This window comes from Pseudomonas sp. LTGT-11-2Z, assembly GCF_003691445.1.
In the GTDB taxonomy this organism is placed as follows: Bacteria; Pseudomonadota; Gammaproteobacteria; order Pseudomonadales; family Pseudomonadaceae; genus Aquipseudomonas; species Aquipseudomonas monteilii.
On record NZ_CP033104.1, the window covers coordinates 3,038,417 to 3,051,772 of the forward strand.

Annotated in this window: 11 protein-coding genes; 8 read left to right on the plus strand and 3 right to left on the minus strand. The window is 62.8% G+C overall.

Translation table 11 applies throughout. The features are described from left to right. The first annotated feature begins 221 nt into the window (after positions 1–221). From D8767_RS14165 to D8767_RS14200, 8 genes are all read left to right on the plus strand, one after another. The gene (locus tag D8767_RS14165) at positions 222–971 is read left to right on the plus strand and encodes a gluconate 2-dehydrogenase subunit 3 family protein (protein ID WP_016714056.1); all 750 of its coding nucleotides are present in this window, start codon (positions 222–224) and stop codon (positions 969–971) included. 3 nt (positions 972–974) lie between these two features. Continuing rightward, entirely contained in the window at positions 975–2,759 is a 1,785-nt protein-coding gene (locus tag D8767_RS14170; RefSeq protein WP_016714057.1) for a GMC family oxidoreductase, read from the plus strand. A gap of 12 nt (positions 2,760–2,771) precedes the next feature. Further along, the gene (locus tag D8767_RS14175; RefSeq protein ID WP_016714058.1) at positions 2,772–4,019 is read left to right on the plus strand and encodes a cytochrome c; all 1,248 of its coding nucleotides are present in this window, start codon (positions 2,772–2,774) and stop codon (positions 4,017–4,019) included. Positions 4,020–4,282: 263 nt separating this feature from the next. Next, positions 4,283–5,302 carry a transcriptional regulator PtxS gene (ptxS, locus tag D8767_RS14180; RefSeq protein WP_016714059.1) on the plus strand — a complete coding sequence of 340 codons (1,020 nt, stop codon included), beginning with the start codon at positions 4,283–4,285 and terminating at the stop codon, positions 5,300–5,302. Between the two features lie 66 nt (positions 5,303–5,368). After that, positions 5,369–6,142 carry a sugar phosphate isomerase/epimerase gene (locus D8767_RS14185; protein ID WP_016714060.1) on the plus strand — a complete coding sequence of 258 codons (774 nt, stop codon included), beginning with the start codon at positions 5,369–5,371 and terminating at the stop codon, positions 6,140–6,142. Then, positions 6,135–7,085, plus strand: a complete 951-nt coding sequence (locus D8767_RS14190) for a sugar kinase (RefSeq protein ID WP_016714061.1) — start codon at positions 6,135–6,137, stop codon at positions 7,083–7,085. The genes D8767_RS14185 and D8767_RS14190 overlap by 8 nt, the downstream gene beginning before the upstream one ends. Before the next feature lie 58 nt (positions 7,086–7,143). Beyond that, complete coding sequence (locus D8767_RS14195) at positions 7,144–8,436, plus strand: MFS transporter (RefSeq protein WP_121757670.1); 1,293 nt, start codon at positions 7,144–7,146, stop codon at positions 8,434–8,436. 10 nt (positions 8,437–8,446) lie between these two features. Next, the gene (locus D8767_RS14200; protein WP_016714063.1) at positions 8,447–9,421 is read left to right on the plus strand and encodes a D-glycerate dehydrogenase; all 975 of its coding nucleotides are present in this window, start codon (positions 8,447–8,449) and stop codon (positions 9,419–9,421) included. Positions 9,422–9,470: 49 nt separating this feature from the next. Here D8767_RS14200 and D8767_RS14205 read toward each other — a convergent pair whose 3' ends face one another. The 3 genes from D8767_RS14205 to bamA all read right to left on the minus strand — a co-directional run bounded on the left by D8767_RS14205 (position 9,471) and on the right by bamA (position 13,296). Continuing rightward, the gene (locus tag D8767_RS14205; RefSeq protein WP_016714064.1) at positions 9,471–10,436 is read right to left on the minus strand and encodes an endonuclease; all 966 of its coding nucleotides are present in this window, start codon (positions 10,434–10,436) and stop codon (positions 9,471–9,473) included. Between the two features lie 14 nt (positions 10,437–10,450). After that, on the minus strand, positions 10,451–10,834 hold the full coding sequence (locus D8767_RS14210; RefSeq protein ID WP_016714065.1) for a hypothetical protein: 384 nt from the start codon (positions 10,832–10,834) through the stop codon (positions 10,451–10,453). A 98-nt stretch (positions 10,835–10,932) separates the two neighbouring features. Next, a complete protein-coding gene (gene bamA / locus D8767_RS14215) occupies positions 10,933–13,296 on the minus strand; it encodes an outer membrane protein assembly factor BamA (RefSeq protein WP_121757669.1) in 2,364 nt (787 codons plus the stop codon). Positions 13,297–13,356 lie beyond the last annotated feature (60 nt).

Genomic DNA, 13,356 nt, shown 5'->3' on the forward strand with positions numbered 1-13,356 from the left:
GGGATGTCGGTAGAGAGTGAGGCAGATGTGAAAAAAGCCTTGGCCCGACAGCGCTCTGGCCTTGCGGCAAAGACGAGAAGTCAACCATGAAACCGGTTTCAAAACATTTCTGAACGCGCTAGATTATTCGGCTGTCTTCTTGATGGCCTATCAAGATCACCTCTCCATTGAAAATCAGATGGCGCTTATCAAGGCCGCCCCAGAGCCGATGAGGATTCCCAATGCCTGAGCATGCCCCAGACAACCCGCGCAGGGATTTTCTGCGCAAGACCTTGACCCTGATCCCTGTCGTTACCGTGGCCAGCACAGGGCTGGGCGTGGGTGCCAGCCAACTGCTTGCGGCCCCGCAACAGCAGCAACAGCCACCGAAAGTGCCGGCCACGCCACCGGCGGGTAACTATCAGCCGACATTTTTCAGCGCCGAAGAGTGGGCGTTTCTGCAAGCCGCCGTGTCCCGCATCATTCCGGCCGATGAGCTTGGCCCCGGCGCGCTTGAAGCCGGCGCTGCCGAATTCATCGACCGGCAGATGAACACGCCGTACGCCACTGGCGCACAGTGGTACATGCAAGGCCCTTTCAACGCCGACGCAGCGCCCGAGCTGGGTTATCAGTTGCAGCTCAGCCCGCAGCAAATCTACCGCCTGGGCATCGCTGCCGTGGACGGCTGGTGCAAGGCCAATTCCGGGCAGGTTTTTGCTGTACAAGATAGCGCTACCCGGGACCGTATTCTCAGCAAGATCGAGGCCGGAGAGCTGGTTTTCGACACCGTGCCGGCCAAGGTGTTTTTCAGCTTGCTGGTGCAGAACACCCGCGAAGGGTTTTTCTGCGACCCGATCCATGGGGGCAACAAAGGCATGGTCGGCTGGACCCAGATCGGCTTCCCCGGCGCCCGCGCCGACTTCATGGACTGGGTCGAGCGCAACGAGCCTTACCCGTTCCCGGCTGTATCGATCCGCGGCGAGAGGGCCTGAGGCATGGCGACTGTGTTGAACAAAGTGGATGCGGTGATCGTCGGCTTCGGCTGGGCCGGTGCGATCATGGCCAAGGAGCTGACCGAGGCCGGGCTGCAGGTAGTGGCGCTGGAACGTGGGCCGATGCAGGACACCTACCCGGAAGGCAGCTACCCGCAGGTGATCGACGAGTTGACCTACAGCGTGCGCAAGAAGCTGTTCGTCGACGTGTCTAAAGAAACCGTCACTGTCCGCCACGGCATGAACGATGTGGCTCTGCCCAATCGCCAGCTTGGCGCTTTCTTGCCGGGCAAAGGCGTGGGCGGCGCGGGCTTGCACTGGTCGGGTGTGCACTTTCGGGTAGACCCGGTCGAGTTGCGCATGCGCAGCCACTACGAAGAGCGATACGGGCGAAAGTTCATCCCTGACGACATGACCATCCAGGACTTTGGCGTCACTTACGAGGAGCTGGAGCCGTATTTCGACTTCGCTGAAAAGGTGTTCGGCACCTCTGGCCAGGCCTGGACCGTCAACGGACAGGTCGTGGGCGAAGGGAAGGGCGGCAACCCCTATGCGCCGGACCGCTCCAGCCCGTTCCCGCTGCCTGCTCAGAAGAACGTGGTGTCGGCCAGGTTGTTCGAAAAGGCCGCCACCAGCTTGGGCTACAAGCCTTACAACCTGCCATCGGCCAACACCTCCGGGCCATACACCAACCCTTACGGGGCACAGATGGGGCCGTGCAACTTCTGTGGTTTCTGCAGCGGGTACGTGTGCTACATGTACTCCAAGGCCTCGCCCAACGTGAATATTCTGCCGGCGCTGCGGCAAGTGCCTAACTTCGAGCTGCGGCCCAATGCCCATGTGCTGCGGGTGAACCTGGACGACAGCAAGCGCAAGGCCACCGGCGTCACCTACATCGATGCCCAAGGGCGCGAGGTAGAACAGCCGGCGGAGTTGGTGATCCTGGCGGCGTTCCAGTTCAATAACGTGCGCTTGATGCTGCTTTCCGGCATTGGCAAGCCTTACGACCCGGTGAAGAACGAAGGCGTGGTGGGGCGTAACTTTGCCTATCAGAACATGGGCACGGTCAAGGCGTTCTTCGACAAGGACACCTACACCAACAACTTCATCGGCGCGGGTGGCAACGGTATTGCCATCGACGATTTCAACGCCGACAACTTCGACCATGGCCCGCACGGCTTCGTCGGCGGCTCACCGATGTGGGTGAACCAGGCTGGCAGCCGGCCGATTGCCGGCACCGCTAACCCGCCGGGCACGCCAGCCTGGGGCAGCGCCTGGAAGAAAGCCACAGCCGACTACTACACCCATCAGGTATCGATGGACGCCCATGGCGCCCACCAGTCGTACCGTGGCAATTACCTGGACCTGGACCCGACTTATCGCGACGCCTATGGCCAACCGCTGCTGCGCATGACCTTCGACTGGCAGGAAAACGACATCAGGATGAACCAGTTCATGGTCGACAAGCTGAGCAAGATCGCCCAGGCGATGAACCCCAAGTCGATTGCGGTACTGGGCAAGAAGGTCAAGGACCACTTCAACACCGCCAGCTACCAGACCACCCACCTGAACGGCGGCGCGATCATGGGCTCCGACCCCAAGACCAGCGCACTGAACCGTTACCTGCAAAGCTGGGACGTGCATAACGTGTTTGTCCCGGGCGCTTCGGCGTTCCCTCAGGGCCTGGGGTACAACCCGACCGGGCTGGTGGCCGCGTTGACCTACTGGTCGGCCCGCGCCATCCGCGAGCAGTACCTGAACAACCCCGGTCCGCTGGTCCAGGCTTGAGGAGCGATGGGCATGAAGACAATGTTGATCGCAACCCTGCTGCTGGCGGCCACGACGGCTGTACAAGCCACCACGAATGATGATGCTCAGGTGCTCCAGGGCGAGTACCTGGCCCGCGCCGGTGACTGTGTGGCCTGCCATACCGCCAGGAACGGCCAGCCCTTTGCCGGTGGGCTGCCGATGCAAACGCCGATCGGCACGGTGTACTCCACCAACATCACCCCGGCTGCCAGCGGCATTGGCCAGTACAGCTTCGAAGACTTCGACCAGGCCGTGCGCAAGGGCATCCGCAAGGACGGCAGCACCCTGTACCCAGCTATGCCATACCCGTCTTACGCGCGCGTCAGCGAGCAGGACATGCAGGCGCTGTACGCCTACTTCATGAAGGGCGTGGCGCCCGTCGAACAGGCGAACAAGGCCAGCGACATCCCCTGGCCGCTGAGCATGCGTTGGCCGCTGGCTGTCTGGCGCGGCCTTTTCGCGCCAGAGGCCAAGCCTTGGCAGGCAACGGCTGCTGCCGACCCGGTGGTAAACCGTGGTGCGTACCTGGTCGAGGGCCTTGGCCATTGTGGTGCCTGCCATACGCCGCGGGCGCTGACCATGCAGGAAAAGGCGCTTAGCCCGGCAGAGGGTGAGCAATTTCTGGCCGGCAGCGCTCCGCTGGAAGGCTGGATTGCCAAGAACCTGCGTGGCGACCACAAGGACGGCCTGGGCAGCTGGAGCGAAGCACAGCTGGTGCAGTTTCTCAAGACTGGGCGCAGTGATCGCAGCGCCGTGTTCGGTGGCATGAGCGACGTGGTCGAGCACAGCATGCAGCACCTGAGTGATGCCGACCTGACCGCGATCGCCCGTTACCTGAAGACCCTGCCGCCGAGCAACCCTGAAGACCGGCCACACGTCTACGACAAGCAGGTGGCGGATGCGCTGTGGAAGGGCGATGACAGCAAGCCAGGGGCGGCGGTGTACATCGACAATTGCGCGGCCTGCCACCGTACCGACGGCCAGGGTTACACCCGCGCGTTCCCGGCTTTGGCCGGCAACCCGGTGGTGCAGACGGCGGATGCCACGTCGCTGATCCATGTGGTGCTGGCAGGGGGCACGGTACCGGCGACGCACACGGCGCCTTCGAATTTCACCATGCCGGCGTTTGGCTGGCGCCTGAGCGACCAGGAGGTTGCCGATGTGGTGAACTTCATCAGGAGCAGCTGGGGCAACCAGGGGAGCGCTGTCGCGGCCGGTGATGTGAAGTCGCTTCGCTGACTTCTCCAGCTGCCCCCTGATCCACTGTGGGAGCAGGTTTACCCGCGAATGCGATGTTGAATCTACCGCCGCATTCGCGGGTGAACCCGCGCCCACATTATTTTTGATATTTTATATTTAGTTTCATTGAGTTAATTTGCATACCTCATGTCATTTATCATGATGAAATGACGCTTCCGACCAACGGGATGTTGACGAACACGCGCAGTTTTGCTGTATTGAAACCGGTTTCATCGCAATCACAACAATCATAAGGACTGCCCATGACCGACGCGCCTGCCCATGCCCGCGAACGGGTCACCATCAGCGAAGTAGCGCGTGTCGCTGGCGTTTCCAAAGCCACCGTTTCCCGTTACATCGGTGGTGATCGCCAGTTGCTGGCCGAAGCCACGGCCAAGCGCCTGGAAGAAGTCATCGAGCGGCTTGGCTACCGCCCCAACCAGATGGCCCGCGGGCTCAAGCGCGGCCAGACGCGGCTGATCGGCATGCTGGTAGCCGATATTCTCAACCCCTACTCAGTGGCCGTGATGCATGGCGTGGAAACCGCCTGCCGTCAGCACGGTTACAGCCTGGTGGTGTGCAACACCAACCGCGACGACGAGCAGGAGCGTCATCACCTGGTGGCCCTGCAGAGCTACAACGTCGAAGGGCTGATCGTGAACACCCTTGGCCATCACCCCGGCGAGCTGCTCAACCTGCAGCGTGACATCCCCATGGTGCTGGTCGATCGCCAATTGCCCGAGCTGAATGTCGACCTGGTTGGCCTAGACAATGCCGATGCGGTCGAGCAGGCCCTCGACCACCTGCAGGCACAGGGCTACCGCGATATCCTGGCGGTCAGCGAACCCCTCGATGGCACCAGTTCACGCCTGGAGCGGGTGCAGGCATTCGGCACGTCGGTCAGCCGTCGGGCCGGCATGCGCCAGCAGGTGCTGGAAATCGGCACCGGGCTGGAGGGGCAGCTGGCGTCATTCCTGGCCAGCCGTGGCCATGGCCCGCAAGCCATCTTCACCTTCAACGGCGTTGCAACCTTGGCGGTGACCCGGGCCTTGCACGAAGCCGGGCGCAACCTGTTTGCCGACGTCGGGCTGATCGCCCTCGACGACCTTGACTGGTACCCCTTGGTCGGTAATGGCATCACTGCACTGGCGCAACCCACCGAGCGTATCGGTGTGGCGGCTTTCGAAAGCCTGCTTGGCCGCCTACGCGGCGACAGCGGGGCGGCCCGGCGCATCGACTTCAAGGCCGAGCTGATCATCCGAGGCTCAACCCAACCCCAATAAGCAACGGCAGGCTGACGCCTGCTGCTATCGACTAAAAATGAAACCGGTTTCATAAGGACAAGAACAATGCACACGAACCCCGTTTCCATCAGCCTCTCCAGCTACGGCGCCGACTTCGTGCGGCAACGTGGTCAGGAGCAGTTCCTTGACCTGCTGGCCGCCGCTGGCGTTAGTCGTGTGGAGTTGCGCGAAGAACTGTTTGCCAGTGCGCCGGACGCGACAGCGCTGGGTGCTGTCATTGCCGCATTGCGCCTGGAATGCCTGTACTCGACTCCCCTGGAGTTGTGGACCGCGCAAGGCGTACCCGACCCACTTGTGGTGCAGAAGCTGGAGCTCGCCCGCGCGTTTGGCGCGGTAGCGCTCAAGGTGTCCTTGGGGCACTTCAACGAGCGTTGCGATGTCGCCGCCCTGGCAGCGCTACTGCCCGCACAGGGGCCGCTGTTGCTGGTGGAAAACGACCAGACTGAACACGGTGGCAGGATCGAACCGCTGCTGCAGTTCTTCCGGCACGCCGACCCGCTTGGGCTGCGCCTGGGCATGACCTTCGATATTGGCAACTGGCAATGGCAAGACGAGTCTGCCAGGCAAGCCGCGCGTCAACTGGGCCGCTGGGTGCGCTATGTGCATTGCAAGGCTGTGGAGCGCCGGGCCGATGGCCGACGGGTTGCCATACCGCCGCAAGCAGCTGACCTGCACGCATGGGCAACACTGATGACCGAGTTCGCCCCCGGCGTGGTGCGCGCTGTCGAGTACCCCCTGGTGGGCGACGACCTGCTGGCGCTGACCCGTGCCCAGGTGCGTAGCCTGTCTGCGCTGGGGGAGGAGGTGGCCCATGCATGAGCATGACGTGCTGTGTTTTGGTGAAACCATGGCCATGTTCGTTGCCGAGCAAACCGGCGACCTGGCCAGTGTCGGCCAGTTTGGCAAGCGCATTGCCGGCGCCGACAGCAATGTGGCGATCGGCCTGGCGCGGCTGGGGTTCAAGGTGCGCTGGTTGAGCCGGGTCGGTGACGATTCACTGGGCCGTTTCGTGCTCGACAGCCTGCAACGCGAAGGCCTGGACTGCTCTGGTGTCGAAGTGGATACCCACTGCCCCACGGGCTTTCAGCTCAAGGCCCGCTGCGATGACGGCAGCGACCCGGCTGTGGAGTACTTCCGCCGTGGTTCGGCGGCCAGCAAGTTGTCACCCCAACTGCTGCGTGCAGACCTGTTGCAAGCGCGGCACCTGCACGCCACTGGCATTCCGCTGGCGCTGTCGGATAGCTGCCGGGCCCTGTCCCACACGTTGGTCGACGCCATGCGTGCAGCCGGTCGCAGCATCTCGTTCGACCCCAACCTGCGCCCCTCGTTATGGCCTGATCAAAACAGCATGGTGCGCGAAATCAATGCCCTGGCGGTCAAGGCCGACTGGGTTTTACCGGGCCTGGAAGAGGGCCGGTTGCTGACCGGCCGGCACACCCCGGCAGACATCGCCGCGTTCTACCTCGACCGAGGGGTTGAGTTGGTGGTGATCAAGCTGGGCGACGCCGGTGCCTACTTGCGCAGTGCCAAAGGGGAAGGCCAGGTAGCAGCCGTGCCGGTCAGCCGTGTCGTGGACACCGTCGGCGCCGGTGATGCCTTTGCCGTCGGCGTGCTCAGCGCGCTGCTGGAGGGCCGCGCAGTGGCCGAGGCGGTGGCACGCGGCAACTGGTGCGGCAGCCGTGCCGTGCAGTCACGAGGCGACATGGAAGGGCTGCCGCTGCGCCACGAGCTGGAGGCCTTCGACCTGCGCAGAAGCGCGTGACCCCTTGACCCCGAATCACCTGTTGCAACAAAAACAACAAGCTCAGGAGAAACAAACCATGCAAAGCCAAAGCCTGGCACCTCGCCGCTGGTGGTACATCATCCCGATTGTGTTCGTCACTTACAGCCTGGCGTATCTGGACCGCGCCAATTACGGTTTCGCTGCAGCGTCCGGCATGGCCGAAGACCTGCACATCACCCCGGTGCTGTCTTCGCTGCTGGGCGCACTGTTCTTCCTCGGTTACTTCTTCTTCCAGGTGCCTGGCGCCATCTACGCCGAAAAGCGCAGTGTGAAGAAGCTGATTTTCGTCTGCCTGATCCTCTGGGGTGGCCTTGCCACACTCACGGGCATGGTCAGCAACGTCTACATGCTGATTGGCATCCGCTTCCTGCTCGGGGTGGTGGAGGCCGCCGTCATGCCGGCGATGCTGGTGTACCTGTGCCATTGGTTCACCCGTGCCGAGCGTTCGCGTGCCAATACCTTCCTGATGCTGGGCAACCCGGTGACCATTTTGTGGATGTCGGTGGTGTCGGGTTACCTCATCAAGCATTACGACTGGCGCTGGATGTTCATCATCGAAGGCCTGCCAGCCGTCATCTGGGCGTTCTGCTGGTGGCGCTTGGTAGACGACCGCCCGGCCCAGGTGAATTGGCTGAGCGAGCAGGAAAAAGAAGCCCTGCAGCAGGCGCTGGCTGCCGAGCAGCAGGGCATCAAGCCTGTGAAGAACTACCGCGAGGCGTTCCGTTCGCCGCAGGTGATCATTCTGGCGCTGCAGTACTTCTGCTGGAGCATCGGCGTCTATGGCTTCGTGCTGTGGCTGCCGTCGATCCTCAAGCAGGCGGCCAATGTCGATATCGTGCAGGCCGGCTGGCTGGCCTCGGTGCCTTACCTGGCGGCGGTACTGGCGATGGTGGGCGTGTCCTGGGCCTCCGACCGCCTGCAAAAGCGCAAGCGCTTCGTCTGGCCGCCGCTGCTGGTGGCCGCAGTGGCGTTCTATGGCTCGTACGCCTTGGGCAGCGAGCATTTCTGGTTGTCGTACGCGCTGCTGGTGCTGGCCGGCGCCTGCATGTATGCACCCTATGGCCCGTTCTTCGCGATCGTGCCCGAGATCCTGCCGGCCAACGTCGCAGGCGGGGCCATGGCGCTGATCAACAGCATGGGCGCGCTGGGTTCGTTCGGCGGTTCGTGGCTGGTGGGCTACCTCAATGGCGCCACTGGCGGGCCGGGCGCTTCTTACCTGTTCATGTGCGGCGCGTTGCTGACCGCCGTGGCGCTTACCGCCGCACTCAATACGTCACAGACATCTGGCCGGGCCAAGCGCAACAGCACGCGGCTGGCCATGAACCCTTAGGAAACCTGCAATGAAGAAGCGAATCGTCCTGTATAAACGCCTGTCTGACGACTTGATGACCCGCCTGCAAGACCGCGTCGAGGTCACCTGGGTGGATACCGCCCGGCCCGATGGCCTGGCCCGCCTGCGCGACGCGTTGCCGGGCGCCCATGGCTTGCTGGGTGCCAGCCTGCGCCTGGATGCCAGCCTGCTCGACCTGGCGCCACAGCTGGAAGTGGTGTCCAGCGTTTCGGTCGGCGTGGACAACTATGACATTGCCGAGCTCAGCCAACGCGGCGTGATGCTGACCAACACGCCCGACGTGCTGACCGAAACCACTGCCGACACGGGTTTTGCCTTGATCCTGGCCACAGCCAGGCGGGTAGTGGAATTGGCGAACTGGGTACGCGACGGGCACTGGCAGGCCAACCTGGGCCCGGCGCATTTTGGCTGTGACGTGCATGGCAAGACGCTGGGCATCGTCGGCATGGGCCGCATCGGCGAGGCCTTGGCCCGGCGAGCGGCTGCCGGCTTCGGGATGCGCGTGCTTTACCACAGCCAGCGGCCCAAGCCCGAGGTGGAGGCGCGCTACGCCGCGCGCCAGTGCAGCCTGGATGAGTTGTTGCAGCAGGCGGATTTCGTGTGCCTGACCGTGCCGCTGAGTGCCAGCACCGAAGGCCTGATTGGCGCACGGGAGCTGGCGCTGATGAAACCTGAGGCGATCCTGGTGAACATCTCGCGTGGGCGCGTGGTGGATGAGCCTGCGCTGGTCGATGCGCTGCGGGCCAAGCGCATACGGGGTGCGGGGCTGGATGTATTCGTGCAGGAGCCGCTGTCCACAGACTCGCCGCTGCTGCAGCTGGATAACGTGGTAGCGACCCCCCACATCGGCTCGGCAACCCAGGAGACACGCCAGGCCATGGCGCGTTGCGCGGTGGACAACCTGCTCAGCGCGCTGGCCGGCGAACGGCCGGCGAATCTGGTGAATGAGGTGTGCAGGTCGTGAGAGCAAGGGGCCGCCATACGGCCCCTTTGCTGTGCAGCTGAGCGGGCACTTATCGGCAGTTACCGGCTTTGCGATAGCCCGCAGCCTGCGCCTCACCCTCGGTGGCGAAGGTCACCTGGTTCTTCGCCGCTACCTGGTTGTAGCCCGGGCAGCCAACAGACAGGTGATAAACATGGCTGTTGCGGTTGCCAAGCACAGCCCCGACCGGCGCGGCGCTGGCCAGGCTCGGTTTGGCCTGCGCCTTGGTCGCTTTCACCGGCACCGCTTGCACTACACCACTGCCAGCCGGCTTGTAGTCGGCAGTCCATTTGCGTTCGCCACTCACGAACGGGTTGGCATGGCCCATGATCGCGGCAATACGGCGGTCGCGTTCTTTTTCCCAGGCCGACACCGGGTGCTGCTTGTCCCACGCCATCAACAGCTGTTGCTGCTGGCGCGACATGCTCAGTTGGTAGCGGTCGAACATGTAGAACGTGGTACGCGCCACCAGGCCTTTCACTTCATCACGCGGCTCTGCAGCGCGCTGGATGAAATCGACCTTGGTGGTGCACTGGCCATATTCGCCGGCATTGCCGGCAACCATGCCGTAGTTGAAGTTGCTGCGGTCACCATTCACCTCGCCCACTGCCGGGTACAGGTTGAACAGGTCGGCTTCCATGGCACGGAACACCGGGTCGTTGTCCACGCAGTGCTCGCGGCCGCCATTTTTCCAGCACTGACGCTGGTTGCCGAAGGTGTAGGCGGGCACGATGTGTTCCCACTCGGTACGCTCGGCGCGGTTCTGCTGCTTGCGGGTCTGGTACCCACACGAGGCCGCATCGATGCGCCCACCGGACTTGCCCACCCAGGTCCACTTGCAACCGCAGTACAGGTCGCCCATGGCGCTGCTGGCCTGGTCCAGGTACACCTTCTGCTTGGCCACCACCTTGGCTTCGGTGAAGGTTGCCGGCGGGTTGGCCAAGGCAGGCAGGGTAAAGGAAAACAGTAAGGTTACGGCGTAAAGCAGTGATTTCATGAGAAAAACATATTTCAGGATGGGTCGCGCATTGTAATGGTTTCCCCGGGGCTGGCCAGCTCGCGGAGCCACACCAAGGGTCGGCCTGGGTCGTCGCTGGCCATATGGTTGAACGTGGCTGAGTCGAGCATGTCCCTGACCTGGGTGCCCATGCGCAGCAGGCGCTCGATGAAACCGGCGCCGACGTCGCCATAGTCTTCCAGTGAAACGCCGCTCTGGTTGTGCTGGATGGCCAGGTGGTAGTGGCTGACCCCGGCACCGTTGCCACTGCCGCCCAGGACCACCGTGAAACGCGGGCCGAGCAGGTTGGCCAGGCGCTGCTGGACCAGATCGAGTAGCGCGAGCGGGACTTCATCGTGTCGCAATGCGTTGGGCAAGCAAGGTGTGAAAGGTGGCATGGGCGTGTCCTGCTGGGCGGCGTTCGAATGCCGCCCAGCTTAGGCAAGGTGACTGTCAACTTGGGTTAAGCAGGGGTAAAAGCAGGTAATGTCGGTGCTCAGAAGGTCTGCCCCAGCGAGAACTGGAAGATCTGCGTTTCTGCGTTGTCCGGTTTTTTCAGCGGTGCCGCCAGGCTGAAGCTCAGCGGCCCCATCGGGCTGTACCAGGTCACGCCAACCCCCAGCGACACGGCCATCTGCGCCAGGTCCACGCTGCCGCAGCCCTGGGTGGTCGACAGATAGCAGGTGTCGGCATACACGTTGCCTGCATCGACGAACACCGAACTGCGCAGCTGGCTCTGGTCCTTCACGAACGGCAACGGGAAGATGTACTCGGCGCCACCGGTAATCAGGATATTGCCCCCTAGCACATCGGTATCGCGGTCGGAGTAATAGGCTTGGCCGGCGCTGGCATAGGTGCCGGTGGCCGGCGTGTTGCGCGGGCCGAGGCCACCGTCCTTGAAGCCGCGCACCGAACCCAGCCCACCTGCGGTGTAGCTTTCGTAGAACGGCAGGCCATCGGTGGAGCCGTAACCGTTGCCGTAGCCCAGGCTGGTGTGCAGGCGCAGCGCGGTTTTGGCGGTCACCGGCAGGTAGGTCTGGCCGTTATAGTCCAGTTTGTAGAACGACAGGTCGCTACCAGGGGTGGTGGCCATCAGCGTCAGGCTTTGCGAGTGGCCACGGGTGGCCAGCACGCCTTTGTTGAGGGTGGATTCAGACCAGCCGATCGACGCTTTGAGGTTGTTGAAGCTCTTGCCTTCCCGGGCGATGAAGTCGTAGATCTCGTCGGCGCTGTAGGTGCCGGGCGAGATGTCGTCGTGTTGCAGGGTCAGTCCATAGGTCAGGCGCGATGTTTCGTTGATCGGGTAGCCAAAGCTGACCCCGGCGCCGTAGCTGTTGATTGCATAGTAAGAAACACCATCGTCGTAGTAATCGCTGTAGTCGGTGCTGCTGTAGAAGGCGTTGTAGCCCAGGCTCACGCCGTCGGCGGTGAAGTAGGGGTCGGTGAAGCCGAAATTGTACTTGGTCTGGTATTCGCTGCGGGTCAGGCCGATCGACACCTTGTTACCGGTACCGAGGAAGTTGCTCTGGCTGATCGAACCACCGAGGATCAGGCCGGCGCTCTGGGCGAAACCTACGCTGGCGGTGATCGAACCGGAGGCCTGCTCTTCGACGCTGTAGTTGACGTCGACCTGGTCGTCGGTGCCTGGCACCGGCGGGGTTTCTACGTTGACTTCCTTGAAGAAGCCCAGGCGTTCCAGACGGGTCTTGGACTGGTCGATCAGGTAGGTCGAGGCCCAGCCGCCTTCCATCTGGCGCATTTCGCGACGCAGCACTTCGTCTTCGGTCTTGGTGTTGCCGCGGTAGTTGATGCGGTTGACGTAGGCACGCTTGCCCGGGTCGACCACGAACATGATGTCGACCGTGTGGTCCTGATCGTTCGGCTGTGGCACGCCGTTGACGTTGGCGAAGGTATAGCCTTCGTTACCCAGGCGGCGGGTGATCAGATCGGATGTGGTGGTCATCACCTTGCGCGAGAACACCTGGCCCGGCTGCACCAGCAGCAGCGACTTGACCTGGTCCTCCGGCACTTTCAGGTCACCGGACAGCTTCACGTCGCGAACGGTGTACTTCTCGCCTTCGTTGATGTTGACGGTGATGTAGACGTGCTTCTTGTCTGGCGTGATGGACACCTGGGTAGAGGCGATGTCCATGTTGATGTAGCCGCGGTCCAGGTAGTAGGAGCGCAGACGCTCCAGGTCGCCGGACAGTTTTTCGCGGGCGTACTTGTCGTCGTTCTTGAAGAACGACAGCCAGTTGGTGGTTTTCAGCTCGAACAGCTGCCCCAGGGTCTCATCGTCGAACACGTTGTTGCCAACGATGTTGATGTGCTGGATGGCAGCGACGGTGCCTTCGTTGATCTTGATCTTCAGCGCGACGCGGTTGCGCGGTTGCGGCACCACTTCGGCATCGACCTCGGCCGAGTAGCGGCCCTGGGCCACGTACTGGCGCTGCAGTTCGTTACGCACGCCTTCGAGGGTGGCACGCTGGAAGATTTCGCCTTCGGCCAGGCCCGATTGCTTCAGGCCCTTCATCAGGTCTTCGGTGCTGATCGCCTTGTTGCCTTCGATCTCGATGCTCGACACCGACGGGCGCTCGACCACGTTGATGATAAGCACATTGCCATCGCGGTTCAGCTGAATGTCCTGGAAGAACCCAGTCTTGAACAGGGAACGGGTCGAGTCTACCAGGCGGCGGTCATCGGCCTGGTCGCCGACGTTCAGCGGCAGGGCACCGAACACACTGCCGGCGGAAACCCGCTGCAGGCCGTTGACGCGGATGTCGGCGATCCTGAAGGGGGAGGCCTGAACCAGTGTGGCTTTCAGCAACAGGATGGAGAGCAACAGGCGCGGGTAGTTCATCGGGGGTTCCAGACAAGCGGATTCGGAGGGGAGCAAGCGCGGGCAACCCGCAAGCAGCGG

What these genes read in the sequence shown, in the direction of transcription:
- D8767_RS14165 (WP_016714056.1), top strand. Translation starts at nt 222, where the DNA reads ATGCCTGAGCATGCCCCAGACAACCCGCGCAGGGATTTTCTGCGCAAG.
- D8767_RS14170 (WP_016714057.1), top strand. Translation starts at nt 975, where the DNA reads ATGGCGACTGTGTTGAACAAAGTGGATGCGGTGATCGTCGGCTTCGGC.
- D8767_RS14175 (WP_016714058.1), top strand. Translation starts at nt 2,772, where the DNA reads ATGAAGACAATGTTGATCGCAACCCTGCTGCTGGCGGCCACGACGGCT.
- ptxS (WP_016714059.1), top strand. Translation starts at nt 4,283, where the DNA reads ATGACCGACGCGCCTGCCCATGCCCGCGAACGGGTCACCATCAGCGAA.
- D8767_RS14185 (WP_016714060.1), top strand. Translation starts at nt 5,369, where the DNA reads ATGCACACGAACCCCGTTTCCATCAGCCTCTCCAGCTACGGCGCCGAC.
- D8767_RS14190 (WP_016714061.1), top strand. Translation starts at nt 6,135, where the DNA reads ATGCATGAGCATGACGTGCTGTGTTTTGGTGAAACCATGGCCATGTTC.
- D8767_RS14195 (WP_121757670.1), top strand. Translation starts at nt 7,144, where the DNA reads ATGCAAAGCCAAAGCCTGGCACCTCGCCGCTGGTGGTACATCATCCCG.
- D8767_RS14200 (WP_016714063.1), top strand. Translation starts at nt 8,447, where the DNA reads ATGAAGAAGCGAATCGTCCTGTATAAACGCCTGTCTGACGACTTGATG.
- D8767_RS14205 (WP_016714064.1), bottom strand. Translation starts at nt 10,436, where the DNA reads ATGAAATCACTGCTTTACGCCGTAACCTTACTGTTTTCCTTTACCCTG.
- D8767_RS14210 (WP_016714065.1), bottom strand. Translation starts at nt 10,834, where the DNA reads ATGCCACCTTTCACACCTTGCTTGCCCAACGCATTGCGACACGATGAA.
- bamA (WP_121757669.1), bottom strand. Translation starts at nt 13,296, where the DNA reads ATGAACTACCCGCGCCTGTTGCTCTCCATCCTGTTGCTGAAAGCCACA.